This window comes from Photorhabdus thracensis (genome assembly GCF_001010285.1).
Classification (GTDB): Bacteria; Pseudomonadota; Gammaproteobacteria; order Enterobacterales; family Enterobacteriaceae; genus Photorhabdus; species Photorhabdus temperata.
In genome coordinates this window covers 2063711-2078415 of sequence record NZ_CP011104.1, presented here as the reverse complement: position 1 = coordinate 2078415, position 14705 = coordinate 2063711, and the positions used below count along the sequence as shown (strand labels likewise).

12 protein-coding genes are annotated in these 14705 nt (G+C 40.5%); 4 read left to right on the top strand and 8 right to left on the bottom strand.

From position 1 onward, the window contains the following. Positions 1–8: 8 nt before the first annotated feature. Genes VY86_RS08835 through VY86_RS08825 form a run of 3 tightly spaced genes read right to left on the bottom strand, consistent with a single transcriptional unit; the run spans position 9 to position 3265 of the window. Complete coding sequence (locus VY86_RS08835) at positions 9–1466, bottom strand: fructuronate reductase (RefSeq protein ID WP_046974688.1); 1458 nt, start codon at positions 1464–1466, stop codon at positions 9–11. Continuing rightward, on the bottom strand, positions 1463–2731 hold the full coding sequence (locus VY86_RS08830) for a TRAP transporter large permease (RefSeq protein ID WP_046974687.1): 1269 nt from the start codon (positions 2729–2731) through the stop codon (positions 1463–1465). The genes VY86_RS08835 and VY86_RS08830 overlap by 4 nt, the downstream gene beginning before the upstream one ends. Before the next feature lie 27 nt (positions 2732–2758). Beyond that, positions 2759–3265 carry a TRAP transporter small permease gene (locus VY86_RS08825; protein ID WP_046974686.1) on the bottom strand — a complete coding sequence of 169 codons (507 nt, stop codon included), beginning with the start codon at positions 3263–3265 and terminating at the stop codon, positions 2759–2761. Between the two features lie 298 nt (positions 3266–3563). Between VY86_RS08825 and VY86_RS08820 the strand changes: the two genes are divergently transcribed. The 3 genes from VY86_RS08820 (at position 3564) to uxuA (ending at position 6699) form a co-directional block, all read left to right on the top strand. Continuing rightward, complete coding sequence (locus tag VY86_RS08820) at positions 3564–4544, top strand: TRAP transporter substrate-binding protein (protein ID WP_046974685.1); 981 nt, start codon at positions 3564–3566, stop codon at positions 4542–4544. Positions 4545–4664: 120 nt separating this feature from the next. Next, positions 4665–5423 (top strand): FCD domain-containing protein, encoded by a 759-nt coding sequence (locus VY86_RS08815; RefSeq protein WP_046974684.1) that lies wholly within the window; start codon positions 4665–4667, stop codon positions 5421–5423. Between the two features lie 88 nt (positions 5424–5511). Beyond that, on the top strand, positions 5512–6699 hold the full coding sequence (gene uxuA, locus VY86_RS08810; RefSeq protein WP_046974683.1) for a mannonate dehydratase: 1188 nt from the start codon (positions 5512–5514) through the stop codon (positions 6697–6699). A 186-nt stretch (positions 6700–6885) separates the two neighbouring features. Here uxuA and VY86_RS08805 read toward each other — a convergent pair whose 3' ends face one another. Together VY86_RS08805 and VY86_RS08800 are read right to left on the bottom strand one after the other, a co-directional pair. Beyond that, positions 6886–7065 (bottom strand): hypothetical protein, encoded by a 180-nt coding sequence (locus tag VY86_RS08805; RefSeq protein WP_046974682.1) that lies wholly within the window; start codon positions 7063–7065, stop codon positions 6886–6888. After that, positions 7062–8561, bottom strand: coding sequence for an anti-phage dCTP deaminase (locus VY86_RS08800; protein WP_046974681.1), 1500 nt, complete (start codon positions 8559–8561; stop codon positions 7062–7064). Before VY86_RS08800 ends, VY86_RS08805 begins: the two co-directional genes overlap by 4 nt. Positions 8562–9174: 613 nt before the next feature. Here VY86_RS08800 and catB point away from each other — a divergent pair. Then, positions 9175–9801 carry a type B chloramphenicol O-acetyltransferase gene (catB, locus tag VY86_RS08795; protein ID WP_046974680.1) on the top strand — a complete coding sequence of 209 codons (627 nt, stop codon included), beginning with the start codon at positions 9175–9177 and terminating at the stop codon, positions 9799–9801. A 166-nt stretch (positions 9802–9967) separates the two neighbouring features. Here the strand turns inward: catB and VY86_RS08790 are convergent, their stop codons facing one another. From VY86_RS08790 to VY86_RS08780, 3 genes are all read right to left on the bottom strand, one after another. Beyond that, on the bottom strand, positions 9968–11560 hold the full coding sequence (locus tag VY86_RS08790) for a serine hydrolase domain-containing protein (protein WP_046974679.1): 1593 nt from the start codon (positions 11558–11560) through the stop codon (positions 9968–9970). Between the two features lie 127 nt (positions 11561–11687). After that, positions 11688–13283, bottom strand: a complete 1596-nt coding sequence (locus VY86_RS08785) for a serine hydrolase domain-containing protein (RefSeq protein ID WP_052760802.1) — start codon at positions 13281–13283, stop codon at positions 11688–11690. Between the two features lie 257 nt (positions 13284–13540). Further along, a complete protein-coding gene (locus VY86_RS08780; protein WP_046974678.1) occupies positions 13541–14422 on the bottom strand; it encodes a DMT family transporter in 882 nt (293 codons plus the stop codon). Positions 14423–14705: the final 283 nt, after the last annotated feature.

Here is a 14705-nt window from a genome sequence, read left to right as displayed (position 1 = left end):
CACCCAGATCAGCATGTCGCCACAGCGCGACGTGCGCCGTAGTCTAATAATTGTTGGTAAGCGTCACTCACTACCCGCACAAAATGCGGATTGTCTGACAATGGGTTGCCAAAAACAGCCAACAATGCGGGAACGACATCAACAGATAATCTATGTTGCCGATAAATAGATTTAAATTGGTCAACCAACGGATCACGTATATCAATCAATTCGCCTTGCTCATCTTTACCGCTGATATAACGCATCCAGCCAGCAATGCCCAAGGCCAGATGCCAATAATCGCTGCCATTCGCCAGATGATAAGTGACAGAATCAAGCATACGTTGGGGTAATTTCTGGCTGCCATCCATTGCTATCTGCCAAGTCTGGTGCTTAAGTCTGGAGTTACTGAAACGCTCAATAAGGCGGTGTGCATATTGGAAAAGATCCGTTCCTGCCGGCATCGTCAGAGTTGGAGCCTGCTCTTTCAGCATCAGATCCAAAACGGCTTGCCTGTAATCGGGGTTCATCATTGCGTCAGCAATATGCGCATATCCTCCCAAATAGCCCAGATAAGCCAAAAATGAGTGGCTGCCGTTGAGCATTCGCAATTTCATGGTTTCAAAAGGCAGCACATCTTTAACAAATTGTGCCCCTGCTACATCCCAATTTGGGCGGCCACTCACAAAATTATCTTCAATCACCCATTGGCGGAAAGGTTCACAGGCAATTGCGCATGGGTCATAAACACCCAGTTGTTCAGCTATTTCCTCCAGCGATTCTGGCGTAGCCGCCGGAACAATGCGGTCAACCATAGTGCATGGGAACGTCACATTCCGCTCAATCCACTGCGCCAGTTTTTTATCTCGTAAACGGGCAAAACCGATCACCGCTTCACGGGTAACTTTGCCATTCTCTCTGACGTTATCGCAGGACATCACCGTCAACGGCGATAAACCACGCTTATAGCGTAAGCGAAGCGCTTCAACAAGATATCCAATAGCCGATTTTGGTGCTGTTGGATTAACTAAATCCTGTTGAATCAACGCATTATTCACATCCAATTTGCCACTGGCAGCATCGGTACAATAGCCTTTCTCGGTAATTGTCAGCGAGATAATCGCCACCTGCGGCTGTGCCATAGTTTCCAGAATACCTTGCTGACCAACCAACCCAGGATGTAAAGCATCGATCATCGAGCCGATAATTTTCAGCTCAGTTTGTTCTGCCCCTTTTTCCGCAATGGTACACAAGCAATCTTGATCTTTAAGTTGCTGAATAAGCGTCCGACCAGAGAACAAACTAACTTCACAAATCCCCCAGTTACTGCCGGTTTTTTCCAGCATGTGATGAGTAAAAACCGCCTGATGCGCCCGATGAAAAGCGCCACATCCCAGATGAACAATGCGAGTAACCAGTTTCTGGCGATCATAAGCAGGAAAAGAAGCAACAGGACTGATTTCACCGTTGGCGATATTACGGATCATGGAATAATTCCTTTAACGACGCAGATTATCTGAATAATCAAAGCACAGTACATAGGCACCAACGGTTTCAGTACCTTATTAATGCTGACCTCACCGATAGAGCAGCCAACAAACAGCGCACTACCTACCGGCGGCGTGCAGATACCAATAGCCAGGTTGAACGTCATAATGATACCGAAGTGTACCGGGTCAACCCCCATATTCTGTGCCACCGGCAGGAAAATCGGGGTAAAAATCAGAATCGCCGGGGTCATATCCATAAAAGTGCCGACCAGCAACAAAATGAGATTAATAACCAGCAAAATAACCAGCGGATTTTCAGAAACTGCCATCAATGCATCAGCGATCAAATAGGGCAGATCCGCATTCGCCATTGCCCAAGACATTCCCATTGATGCACCAATTAGCAGCAGAACAATGGAGGTGGTCACAGCAGAATCGAGAATGATTTTTGGCAGTTTAGTGATACTGACTTCACGATAAATCAGTACTGCCAACACAAAGCTGTACAACACCGCAATCGCCGAAGCCTCTGTCGCGGTAAAAATACCGGCAATGATACCGCCCATAATGACCACAACCAGCATCAGGGAAGGCAAGGCGCGGGCCAGGGTAGTAAAAAACTCGTTCCATGTCGGCTTTGGCGATACCGGATAATTACGGCGCCTGGCAATAATTGCCGCCACAATCATCAGGGATACCCCCATCAGAATGCCGGGAATATAACCTGCCAGAAACAGGGCAGCAATGGATGTACCACCAGAAACCAGTGAATAAACAATCAAGGTATTACTGGGCGGGATCAACAAACCAGCAGGACAGGAAGCAATGTTGACAGCGGCAGAATATTCCGGCTCATAACCCTCTTTTTTCTGCATTGGCGCCATCGTTCCGCCAACTGCCGCAGCCGATGCCACCGCTGAACCTGAAATCGCCCCGAAAAATATATTCGCCATAATATTGACGTGAACCAGAGAGCCAGGCAAACGGCCACCAATGACTTTCGCCAGATTAATCAGCCGGGCAGCGATTCCACCCTGATTCATAATATTTCCCGCCAGAATAAAAAACGGGATAGCCAGTAAAGAGAAGTTATCAACACCCGCGGCCATACGTTGAGCGACAACGGTAATTGCCACCTCCATTGGAAGAGTCATCATAATGGCCAGTAATGATGACAAACTAATCGCAAAGGATACCGGGACACCAAGTGCCAGTAATACCGCGAAACTACCAAACAAAGCTAAAACCACTTGCCAATCCATAAGCTCATCCTCTTCTGTCTGGTGATGTTAATGACTTTCAGAAACCGCGGTGTCTTTACCTGAAAAATTCTGAATCAGAGAAACAATGTCTGCCAGCACATAGAAAATCATCAGCACTCCACTGATTGGCAAACATAAGTAGACATATCCCATCTGTAGCCCTAGCACCGGTGTAATTTGCCCGGTTTCAAGCGTTGAAATAGCCAGTACCGATCCGCCATACACCAGTACGACCGCAGCAAACAACGCTATCGCCGCCTGTATCACCAAACCCACAATATTTTTACCTATCCCCTTAAGTTTCATCATTAACAGGTCGATAGCTAAGTGACGGTGTTGACCTGTGGTATATGCCGCGCCAATCATGGCGACCCACATAAACAGATAACGAGCAAGCTCATCCGTTACCGTACTCGGCGTACCAAGCACATAGCGGGAAACCACCTGCCATGTGACACAAAACACCAAAAAAGTGGAAAGGCAGATGGTAAAAAATGCCAAACCTTTATTGATGCAATCCACAAGGTTTTTCATGGGGCTTTATCCTTATTGGCCTTTACGGATGCCATGTTTGGTTGACCAGATAGGGGAAAACTGCCTGACCAAAATAAGTAAAGGGAACCTTACGTCACCGGGATTATAAGATCCAGGTCAAAAAAACATCCAGTGAGCGGGATCACAAACTGATTGGTTGACCAAAAAACCGGGTTATTTTGGGATCTTGGTCAACCAAATGGTTTTTACTTTTTGACGAAAGCCAAAGTAGTGCTTATGGTTTGACCGTCAGTTCAGTTGTGCCCGTAACCTATTTACAGCAATTGGAGAACGAACAATGAACCATTCTAAGCGTGTTTTATGTACTGTCATCGGCACGATGTTCGTCTTGGGAGCATCACAAGTCATGGCAGCGACAACATTAAAACTCAGTCATAACCATAACCGCGATCACGCAGTACACAAGGCAATGACTCAGTTTGCTGATGAAGTTCGCCAAAAAACGAATGGCGATGTTCGTATTCGGATCTATCCAGATGCACAATTGGGCAACCAACGGGAATCAATGGAGCTGATGCAAAATGGCGCGCTGGATTTAGTCAAATCTAACGCTGCGGAACTGGAAGCGTTTACGCCGGCCTATTCCGCTTTTAATTTACCTTATCTATTCCGTGATAAAGCACACTACGAAAAAATCAAAAACGGAGAGATAGGTAAAGAGATCCTCGCTTCCAGCAAAAACAGCGGGTTTGTCGGTATAACCTATTATGAAGCCGGTGCACGCAGCTTTTACGCTAAAAAGCCGATTCGCACTCCTGCGGATTTAAAAGGCATGAAAATCCGTGTACAACCTAGCCCAACAGCCATCTCAATGGTGAAAAACTTGGGTGGCAATCCGACACCATTAGCTTACGGCGAACTGTATACCGCCCTGCAACAGGGTGTCGTAGATGCCGCAGAGAACAATATTCCCTCTTTCAACCTGAGCCGTCACAGTGAAGTTGCAAGATATTTCTCACTGGATAAGCACACTATGGTGCCGGATGTCCTGGTGATTTCTAATAAATCGCTAAATAAACTGTCATCAGCACAACAAAAAATCCTCATGGATGCGGCAGCCAACTCTTCCGAATATATGACGAAATTATGGCAAAAGTCAGAAGAGAAGGAGCGCCAGAACGCAGAAAAAATTGGGGTCAAGTTTGTTAATGTCGATAAAAAATCGTTTGAAGAAGCGGTCAAACCTATGTACGACGATATCAAGAAAACTGATCCGATGCTTTACCGCATGGTAGAACGCATTCGCGCAGTAAGATAATCATCCTTGGTGAAGGTCAAATGGCCTTCACCCTTAAGCGGCGTTTTTGGTTGACCAATTCCTGTTTTTGACTATGATCTATGCAATACAATAATAATTATCATAAATGGTAGTGATGTAATGAAGCATTTACTTGAGCCAAAACGCCCTTACCAAGAAGTCGGCGTTTCATTAAGGCAGATGATTGCCAACCAGCAATATCGTATCGGGGATCGTTTACCACCAGAACGAGAGCTTGCTGATTTATTAGGGGTTTCCAGAACCGTTGTCCGTGAAGCCTTAATCATGCTCGAACTGGAAAACCTGATTGAAGTTCGCAAAGGTTCCGGGATTTATATTATCAACCTCCCTCACTTGTCGTCGTCTTCATGCTCAGTCAACGCGGCAGGACCTTTTGAACTATTACAGGCTCGCCAATTGCTGGAAAGTAATATTGCTGAATTCGCCGCAATGCAAGTCACACCCAACGACATTGCGAATATGCGCCGGGCATTAAAAAGAGAGTCGGAAGATTTGGCTGCCGGTGAAGATGAATCCGGTGACAGAGAATTCCATCTGGCAATTGCGGAAGCGACACATAACAGCATGTTAGTTGAACTGCTTAAACAATCCTGGGCATGGCGGGAAAATAATCCCATGTGGCTGAAACTCCATAGCCGAATCACCGACAAAGATTACCGTAAAGAATGGCTGCATGATCATCAGATCATTTTGGCCGCCATGATCAAGAAAGATCCGGCGGCAGCCAAACAGGCAATGTGGCAACACCTGGAGAATGTGAAATTACGTTTGCTGGAATTGTCTGATATTGATGATCCCTATTTCGATGGTTATCTGTTTAATTCATATCCCTTTGAAATAGCAAAGCAGCGTAATTAATTCAGCAGGATAATTTATAAATAAGTTTTTATATCCAGTTATTCTGGTGGCTGTTTTTCATTCTGAATTTATGCAAAGGTAAATAACAATGGAACAAACCTGGCGTTGGTTCGGCCCAAATGATCCTGTTTCCTTAGATGATATCTGTCAGGCTGGTGCAACGGGTATCGTCACCGCATTACATCATATTCCTAACGGACAAGTTTGGAGCAAAGATGAAATCCTGGCCCGTAAAACCCTCATCGAAAATAAAGGGCTTATCTGGTCGGTTGTTGAAAGTGTGCCTGTTCATGAAGAAATTAAAACTCAGACAGGTCACTACCAGCAATGGATTAATAACTATAAAATTTCGCTGAAAAATCTGGCTGAATGCGGCATAGACACCATCTGTTATAACTTCATGCCGGTGCTGGACTGGACACGTACTGATCTTGAGTATCTACTCCCTAATGGCTCTAAAGCCCTGCGTTTTGATCAAATTGCCTTTGCCGCATTTGAGATCCACATCCTCAAACGCCCTGATGCAAAAGCCGATTACACAGTTGAAGAACAAGCGCAGGCAAAAGTCTATTACGACAATATGTCTGATGCTGATATTGATAAACTCACTGCTAATATCATTGCCGGTCTACCGGGTGCCGAAGAGGGCTACACACTGGAAGAGTTTCAGGCACAATTGGATCGCTACAAAGATATTAGCCGCGATAAACTGCGTGAGCATCTGTCTTATTTCCTGCACCAGATTGTTCCTGTGTGTGAAGAACAGGGTTTACGTCTGGCAATTCACCCGGATGATCCACCTCGCCCTATTCTGGGCTTACCACGTATCATTTCCACCATTGAAGATATTGAATGGCTGACAACCATTGAACCAAGCCCGGCTAACGGCATCACGATGTGCACCGGCTCCTACGGCGTTCGTGGTGATAATGATCTGATTGAGATGATTCAGCGCTACGGCAACCGGATCTATTTTACTCACCTGCGTTCTACCCAACGGGAAGAAAACAGTAAAACTTTTCATGAAGCCGCTCATCTGGCAGGTGATGTAGATATGTATAGTGTGGTTATGGAAATCCTGCGTGAAGAATATCGCCGCAAAGCAGCCGGTGATAACCGTTTAATCCCAATGCGTCCTGATCACGGCCACCAAATGATTGATGATCTGAAAAAACAGACGAACCCCGGTTATTCCTGTATTGGCCGATTAAAAGGTTTGGCAGAATTTCGCGGGCTGGAATTAGGTTTAAAACGGACGTTTTTTGAGAAAAAATAATAAGCTTGAGTAATTAACACTATTTATTAGTAACCCTAAAAAGGGTTACTTTTTATATTTATTCACATCAAGGTTATTATCAGGTTATTGAAATAAGATCTTACTTTACTATTTTAATTATTTTTCTAACGGCAGAAAACAAAAAACTCTCGGCAAGTTTTCTGTTTTCCAATAAGTAGTAACAAGTTATACCAATTTATTTTTAGCAAAAATCGCATAGCCTCTAGGTTTTGGAGTAATTTTATCTTTACGAGGTATATGAGGATTGCGGGGTGTTCTCAAGCCAACTTTTTTCCAATCTGGCCATTGTTCAACTGTTTTTCTCATTTCGGCTACATAAGCTAGAAACTCTTCTCTCTCGGTCATTTTCCTAACTCCTCTATTAAGTTATCCACGTTAATTACTGATTGCGCCTCTCTTTCTATATAGGATAATGGTAGCATCTGCATTCTGAGTTTTCCATCTCTTCTATGCCATTTAACAGCCTGACCCTCTTTATCTTTCCTCTTGATTTTATAGCCTACCCCTAGGTTTGTAGAGAATAAATTAAAGAAACAACGAGGCCCAACACCCACGAATGGTTCAAAAACTACTTTGTTACCAGAAATCTTCTCTTCAGGTGTTGAAATAGAATCAGGGTGAAAATCAAAAGCTTTACTTTTAGGATAAGGCTCAATATATACAACACGTTTTATGCCACAGGCAACGATATGTTTTGCGCAGTTATGACAAGGAAATGTAGTACAATATAATATCCCATTACAAGTACTAACATTACTTCTTGCACATGCTAGGATTGCCTCCATTTCAGCATGCACAACCCTACCATATTCGGTAATATCTTTTATCTTGCTTCTGAGGAGATACTCCTTAAACTCTTCTTTTTTCCCATCTACAATGTCTTTAAGTATATCCTCAATAATTAACCTTTTTTCTTTCGCATTTGAATCTTCACCTATTTTATAATCTCTACCATTTTCAACATCTTCAATTGAATCCTCCACATAATCAGGCCAATATAATCCTCCGCCAAATTGTGGTACATCATTAGCCCCAGTTGAAATTATGTTTTTCTCTTTCGTTAATACAGCACCAACCTGACGGGAAAGATCTCCAGACCGTAACGAAGCAGAAAAAGCCATGAACATCGCGAACTCATCAAAAGTTGGTGTGACATATGGATTACCAAAAATAAGATCCAATATTCTCCATATATTATTATCAGTTCTATTTTTATTTCCATCGTAACTTATGAAGAAGTCAGATAATTCATAAGTATCTCTAGTATGTTGCCCCCATATATTTCCCTCATTGGAATCACGATTGATCAACTTTTTAGCCCTTAACTCATCAATATCTTTATCGACAATGAGATTTCTTAATCTTTGGGATTCACTTGTATATACACCTATCAGGAAAAACCCATTTGCATAAATATTTCTTAACGCATTTACTTCATCTGGATGTTTAAGCGAATTTATAATATATGCTTTCCTATAAGACGGTATTGGTAAAAAGTGCGCCTTTTTTCTTCCTTTATTTATCTTTGCTACCGCAGCTAATGCTAATATAGAGTTATCCTGACTCACTTCCCTTAAATGATTACCTTCTGACATTAAACAACTTATTTTTTCATAGTTATCCATTATTGGTGGAATTTCTCTTAAAACTGAAATTATTTCAGAAGATATTCTTACTTCCTGTGTTTCATATCTGAACGAATTAAGCTTCTGTGTTATCGAATTTTTAATTATCTCTAAATCCGTACCCACAGCACCAACAAGCCCAATAACAACTTCAGAATCAAAGTCATAAGGCGATTCATTATTATCCGATGGATATATTTTATTGATATTAATCATGTCAAAAATTTCTGCCTATTATTGCTTTACTTTATTTATCAAAAATAATGATGAATTAACAGGTAACTATATCTATAAAAAATGGATGTTCACATTAGAATAAATATAATTTCGTGACTAAATAAAAATCTATTTTCACTATATCTTATATATCCCAGATTAAGATATTTTTTCAATATCAGGTTGGATAAATAGGAATCAATATCACATAACTCATCCTCCATAATAAATTTACATTCATTTTATTGTGATCAAGATTAAACTCTGTTTCTCACTTGTTCATCCGCCACTCCTTCCGTGTTAATAAGTCGGTTTTCTAAGTACAATTCACAAAAGTGTTTTTCCAATCATTCAATTACAACACCATATTACTGAATCTATTTATAAATACATCTGCCACCTCACTAAAAGAACAGAGCCAAAAACGATAATTATCACATCATAAATACAGATTCTCAAGCAAACTATAATATATTAGAAATCTAGATATTTACAACCACTATACTCTAATGTAGCATCGAACAAGAAGAAATATTTACAGAATGAAATCGCTAGTAAACGATAAACCTTATTATATTCAGCTATTCAACTAAAAAAGACGAATAATAAAACCATGGAAAATTATTTTGAAAGCCCTTTTAAGGGTAAAACATTAGCAGAACAAGTTACCAATCCTAATATTCAAGTTGGTCGATTCAGTTATTATTCTGGCTATTACCACGGCCACTCTTTTGATGAGTGTGCTCGCTATCTGTCACCTGATTTGGTTGACGTAGATAAGCTTATTATTGGTAGTTTTTGTTCTATCGGTACTGGAGTTGCCTTTATGATGGCTGGCAACCAAGGGCATCGGCTCGAATGGATATCTTCATTTCCGTTTTTCTATATGTCAGAAGAACCAACATTCTCTGACGCACAAGATGGTTATAAATCTATGGGTGATACCATTATTGGTCATGACGTCTGGATCGGAGCAGAAGCAATCATTATGCCCGGTGTAAAAATCGGTGACGGTGCAGTCATTGGCACTCGAGCACTAGTCACTAAAGATGTCGAGCCTTATACCATCACTGGCGGAAACCCTGCAAAAATTATCAGAAAACGTTTCTCCGACGAGCAAATCGCTATGCTGATAGAAATGCAATGGTGGAATTGGCCTTTGGAACAACTAAAAGAAGCCATGAAACTGATCACTTCTCCTGATGTGGAAGTTTTGTATCAGTGGTGGAAATCAAAGTAATTTATCTGACATTTTCTAATTTCAAATCACTGATAACAACTTACGTAACTATCTAAATTACGGAAACCATACAAGTGCTATGCAAAAAAACAGGCAAAACATAAATAATACAGTTCTGCCTGATAAATACTTTACTCAATGCCTATTTAATTTACAACTATGTCAATTAAACCCGGACAAACCCTATCTTCCAACAACGTGAATTATTGACATAAAGATGAGGTTCATTCGTATCAGAGTCCAATTCAAAATCAATAATCAACTCTGTAGCCTGAGAAAAATAACTATTCCCGTAAACCCACCGTAAGACTTCTTTTTTTCCAGGCAATACAACTGCATCAATATAAAGCTTATCACCGGAGGCTTCAATAGTGAGCATAGCTTCTGTTTCGTGACTATAATAGCGTCCTGACAATCGCTGAATATCAATATCACCTTTACCAATCATCTTTTTCAAATAAAAAACATTGCCATTTTCATCAATCTGTTCCAATGCGATAACATCATTATTTTCAATGATGGGTCTGAACCGAAATTCGCCCCTCTTCTCTTGGAATGTGCCATCAGAGTTGAAAATAATCGGATTACCCTTTTCGAATAAATTACCTAATAAATAGCAATCTTCTTTGGTAATAATATAAGGGTAAGGTTCTATTCCTCTGAATATACCAGTAATATCAATATTACTGGTCCGGCAAGGCTGCTCTTCTGGTTTAGTATCGTCAGAATTAAACAATACATCAATACACTGTTGCATAAATTGAAAAGCATTAGTATGCGTTGCAGAGGTCACAACAATACCTAATTTAGCACCAGGCAAAATACCAACTTCTGATTTGAAACCACTATAACTACCACCGTGCCGTATTATATTTTTCCCTTCACGTTGGTCAATAATAAAACCATAAGCATAATTATTAACATTGCCATTGGTTAAATCTGGCATACGAGATAACAGAGGTAATAGATCCTGAACAATGGATGGAGAATAAAACGCTCTCATCCAACGACATAAATCATTCACCGTAGAATGAAGCCCTGAACCCCCTACCACTGCATCATTAAGATCATCTCTTTTCCACCGGTTTAAATTCTCGTCATAAGCGTAGCCCATTGCCCGATCAACGATAATCCCGGTAACATCATCATAGAAAAAGGTATCTTTCATCTTTAATGGGATGAAAATATTTTCTTCTGCATATTCTCTCAACGATTTACCTGAAACCACTCGGACTATTTCCGCCAGCAAATTATAGCCAGTGTTACTATACAGAAAGTATTCCCCAGGAGTAAAATTAAGCGCTTGTTGCCGTTGAGCTAGTTTCCTCACCAACTCAATACGGCGGTGATCAAAATCTGTGTTTTTACCCGCCAAACTATAAAGCAAAAACTCATCCCGTAACCCGCTGGTATGATGAATAAGATGAGCAATGGTAATATCAGCGAAACCAGCAGGGAAATAATCTAAATATTGTCCTACTTTATCATTGACACTGAGCTTTCCTTCCTTTTCCAACAAGGCAATACAAAAAGCCGTGAATTGTTTTGAAGTACTCGCCAAATAGAATTTAGTCCTGGGATGTACAGCAACCGAATATTCAATGCTGGCTTTCCCAATATAGCGTTCATAAATGGTTTTATTTCCATGGGTAACAGCAACAGCAAGGGCCCCACCCTTTTTCTTATTTTCAATATCAACCAATTCGTTTATTTTCTTGAGAAGAAATTTAATATTATTTGTAGATATATTCGATTTCATTATTAATTTCCTTATTTTAAGGTTATACAAACAAGGTATATAAATGCAGTCTGGTAGATAATATATCGATACTATCCTGCCATAAAAACACCCTTCTCAGTTCCTATTTCATTTGTAACAATACTAATTAAACCGGAACAAACTCTATCTTCCAGCAACGTGAATTACTGATAAAAAGGTGAGGTTTGTTTGTATTAGAGTCTAATTCAAAATCAATAATGAATTCAGTGCGGGGAGAGAAATAACTATTCCCGTAGACCCGCAGTAAGACTTCTTTTTTCCCAGGATAGATAATTCCATCAATATAAATTCCATCGCCAGAAGCTGTGATAGTAAGAGTCGCCTCTGTTTCGTGGCTATAATAGCTCCCTAATAACCGCTGAATATCGATACCACCTTCATCAATCTTCTTCTCTAAATAAAAAGTATTTCTATCTTCATCAGTCTGTTCCAGCGCTATCACACGATCATTTTTAATGATAGGTTGGAATCGGTCTTTACCTCCCTCCTCTTGGAATGTACCATCATGGTTAAAGATAATCGGGTTACTTTTTTTCAATAAATCATCCAATAAATATGAATCTTCTTTGGTAATAATATAAGGATAGGGTTTCACCCCTCTAAAAATACCGGTAATATCGACATTACTGGTCCGGCAAGGCTGTTTTTCTGGTTTAGTACCGCCAAGATTAAACAATACATCAAGACATTGATCAACCAGTTTAACAACATCAATACTCATTGCAGTGGTAATAGCAACACCCAATTTAATATCAGGCAACATGTAAATATTAATTCTGAAACCAACATAGTTACCACTATGTTGAATTATCTTTTGTCCTTCACGTTGGTCCATAACAAGACCGTAGGCATAATTGCTAATATTGCCATTGGCTAAATGTGGCGTACGGGATAACTGAGGCAGTAGATCCTGAACAATAGATGGTGAATAAAACGCTCTCATCCAACGACATAAATCATTCACTGTAGAATAAACTGCTCCTGCACCGGCCACCGAATCATTGAGATCATCTCTTATCCATTGGTTCGATTCCTCTTTATAGGCATAACCCATCGCCCGATCAACGATAATCTCGGAGGCATCATCACAGATACTGGTATCTTTCATCTTTAATGGGGCAAAAACATTTTCTTCGGCATATTCTCTCAGTGATTTACCTGAAACCACCTTGACTATTTCCCCCAGCAGGTTATAGCCAGTGTTGCAATACAGATGGTATTCCCCCGGAGTAAAGTTAAGCACTTGTTGCCGTTGAATTAGCTTTCTCGCTAAATCAATATTCCGGTGGTCAAAGTTTGTATTTTTACCCGCCAGATTATAAAGCAAAAGCTCATCCCGTAACCCACTGATATGGTGGATAAGATGTGCAATGGTAATGTCAGAAAAATCTGTGGGTAAATAATCCAAATATTGTCTAACCTTATCATTGACGCAGAGCTTTCCCTCTTTTTCCAACAAAACAATGCAAAAAGCCGTAAATTGTTTTGAAGCACTTGCCAAATAGAATTTAGTTCCGGAATGAGTAGCGACTGCATGTTCAAGACTAGCTTGCCCAATATAGCGCTGATAAATTGTTTCATTTCCGTGGGTGACAGCAACCGCGAGGGCGCCACCATTTTTCTTATTTTCAATATCAACTAACTTATTTATCTCATCGATAAACAATTTAATATTATCTGTAGATATATCTGGTTCCATCATTAATTCCCTTGTCTTAAAGTTATAAAAATAGAGCATATATAGGCGGTCTGTTAGATTACGGATGCGGTCAGTACTGTAAGACGGAAATAGACAATATCCAAGCGACAATGATCATCATTTAATATATAAGGAGCAATATAAAGTGACTGAGGATGCTCATCCAGATCAATGAATTCATGCCTGAAATTACTTTAGAACTGATAATGAAATAAAGAATATGGCTGTTGCCGGGCTAATTACCGCCCGGCAACACAGCTTTATTCAGTGGAAAGAGGTATTTTCTTTGTACGAAAGACCAATATAAGTCCTGACAAGATAGCGACCATACCCAATAAACTTAACGCTGGTAATGAATTTCCCAAAAATAAATAATCCATTACGGCGGTAACACCAGGAACGAGATAAAACAGACTGGTTACATTCACCAAATTACCACTCTGAATAAGCCGGTAAAGTAATAGTTGAGCGACAACTGAAATAACTAACCCAAGCCATAATAATGAAATAATAAAACCAGGCACCAGTTGAAATTCAAAAGGCTGGAAAGGAACAAACAGCAAGCAAAGCAGTAAGCTAACACTATATTGCAGAGGTAAAACCACAGAAGGAGCTTGATGAATTCGTTTCTGTAAAATCGCGCCAGAACTCATACAAACCAATGCGGCTAAAGCAAAAGTAATACCCGCAAAGGAAAACCGGGACACCACCAGGCTTTGATACACCACCAATATCAAGCCCAATAACGCTAATAATAAACCCGCTAAACGCACAACCGAAAAACGGCGTTCGATCACCAGCAGTGTGATAATCGGTTGAATTCCCATCACTGTCGCCAAAACCCCAGGCGTGATCCCGTTATCCAAAGCAAAAAAATAACAAATAGAATAGCCACCAATTAATAAAACACCGGTACTGGCTATCTGTTTGCGTGTGCCGTGTACAGGCAGATAATGGCTATTACGCCTAAATAATAATCCCAAAAATATCAAAAAAATAAGCGCAATAGCAAAACGCATCGTAAGAATGGCGAATGCGGTACTGTGATCAAGTCCCCATCGAGAAAAAATCGCACCACTGCTCCACAATAAGACAAAAAGCAAAGTCGAGCTATAAGAGATCCATTGAGCTTTAGAAATCATAGGAATTTACACCTATCTTACATTTAACGTACCCAAAACAACGCAGCCAACCAAATCTGGCAACACTTAAATGTAAACCCTCTCTCAAAGACGGGCATATTACACAGTTATGAATAATAACGGAGGCGGTGGAGAAGCAGGAGGAGAAATGAAAGCAAAACGCATGCACACATATGCTTCGGCTAATACTAACCTGGCAGGTGAAATCAGTGTGCATGCGGGTAATAGCATAATTTTCATCTTCTAACACTTACATTAGTCGTTTCTAAATGTAGACGAATAT

Coding starts and splice junctions, on each gene's coding strand:
- VY86_RS08830 (WP_046974687.1), bottom strand. CDS start 2,731: ATGGATTGGCAAGTGGTTTTAGCTTTGTTTGGTAGTTTCGCGGTATTA.
- uxuA (WP_046974683.1), top strand. CDS start 5,512: ATGGAACAAACCTGGCGTTGGTTCGGCCCAAATGATCCTGTTTCCTTA.
- VY86_RS08835 (WP_046974688.1), bottom strand. CDS start 1,466: ATGATCCGTAATATCGCCAACGGTGAAATCAGTCCTGTTGCTTCTTTT.
- VY86_RS08785 (WP_052760802.1), bottom strand. CDS start 13,283: ATGATGGAACCAGATATATCTACAGATAATATTAAATTGTTTATCGAT.
- VY86_RS08825 (WP_046974686.1), bottom strand. CDS start 3,265: ATGAAAAACCTTGTGGATTGCATCAATAAAGGTTTGGCATTTTTTACC.
- catB (WP_046974680.1), top strand. CDS start 9,175: ATGGAAAATTATTTTGAAAGCCCTTTTAAGGGTAAAACATTAGCAGAA.
- VY86_RS08780 (WP_046974678.1), bottom strand. CDS start 14,422: ATGATTTCTAAAGCTCAATGGATCTCTTATAGCTCGACTTTGCTTTTT.
- VY86_RS08800 (WP_046974681.1), bottom strand. CDS start 8,561: ATGATTAATATCAATAAAATATATCCATCGGATAATAATGAATCGCCT.
- VY86_RS08805 (WP_046974682.1), bottom strand. CDS start 7,065: ATGACCGAGAGAGAAGAGTTTCTAGCTTATGTAGCCGAAATGAGAAAA.
- VY86_RS08790 (WP_046974679.1), bottom strand. CDS start 11,560: ATGAAATCGAATATATCTACAAATAATATTAAATTTCTTCTCAAGAAA.
- VY86_RS08815 (WP_046974684.1), top strand. CDS start 4,665: ATGAAGCATTTACTTGAGCCAAAACGCCCTTACCAAGAAGTCGGCGTT.
- VY86_RS08820 (WP_046974685.1), top strand. CDS start 3,564: ATGAACCATTCTAAGCGTGTTTTATGTACTGTCATCGGCACGATGTTC.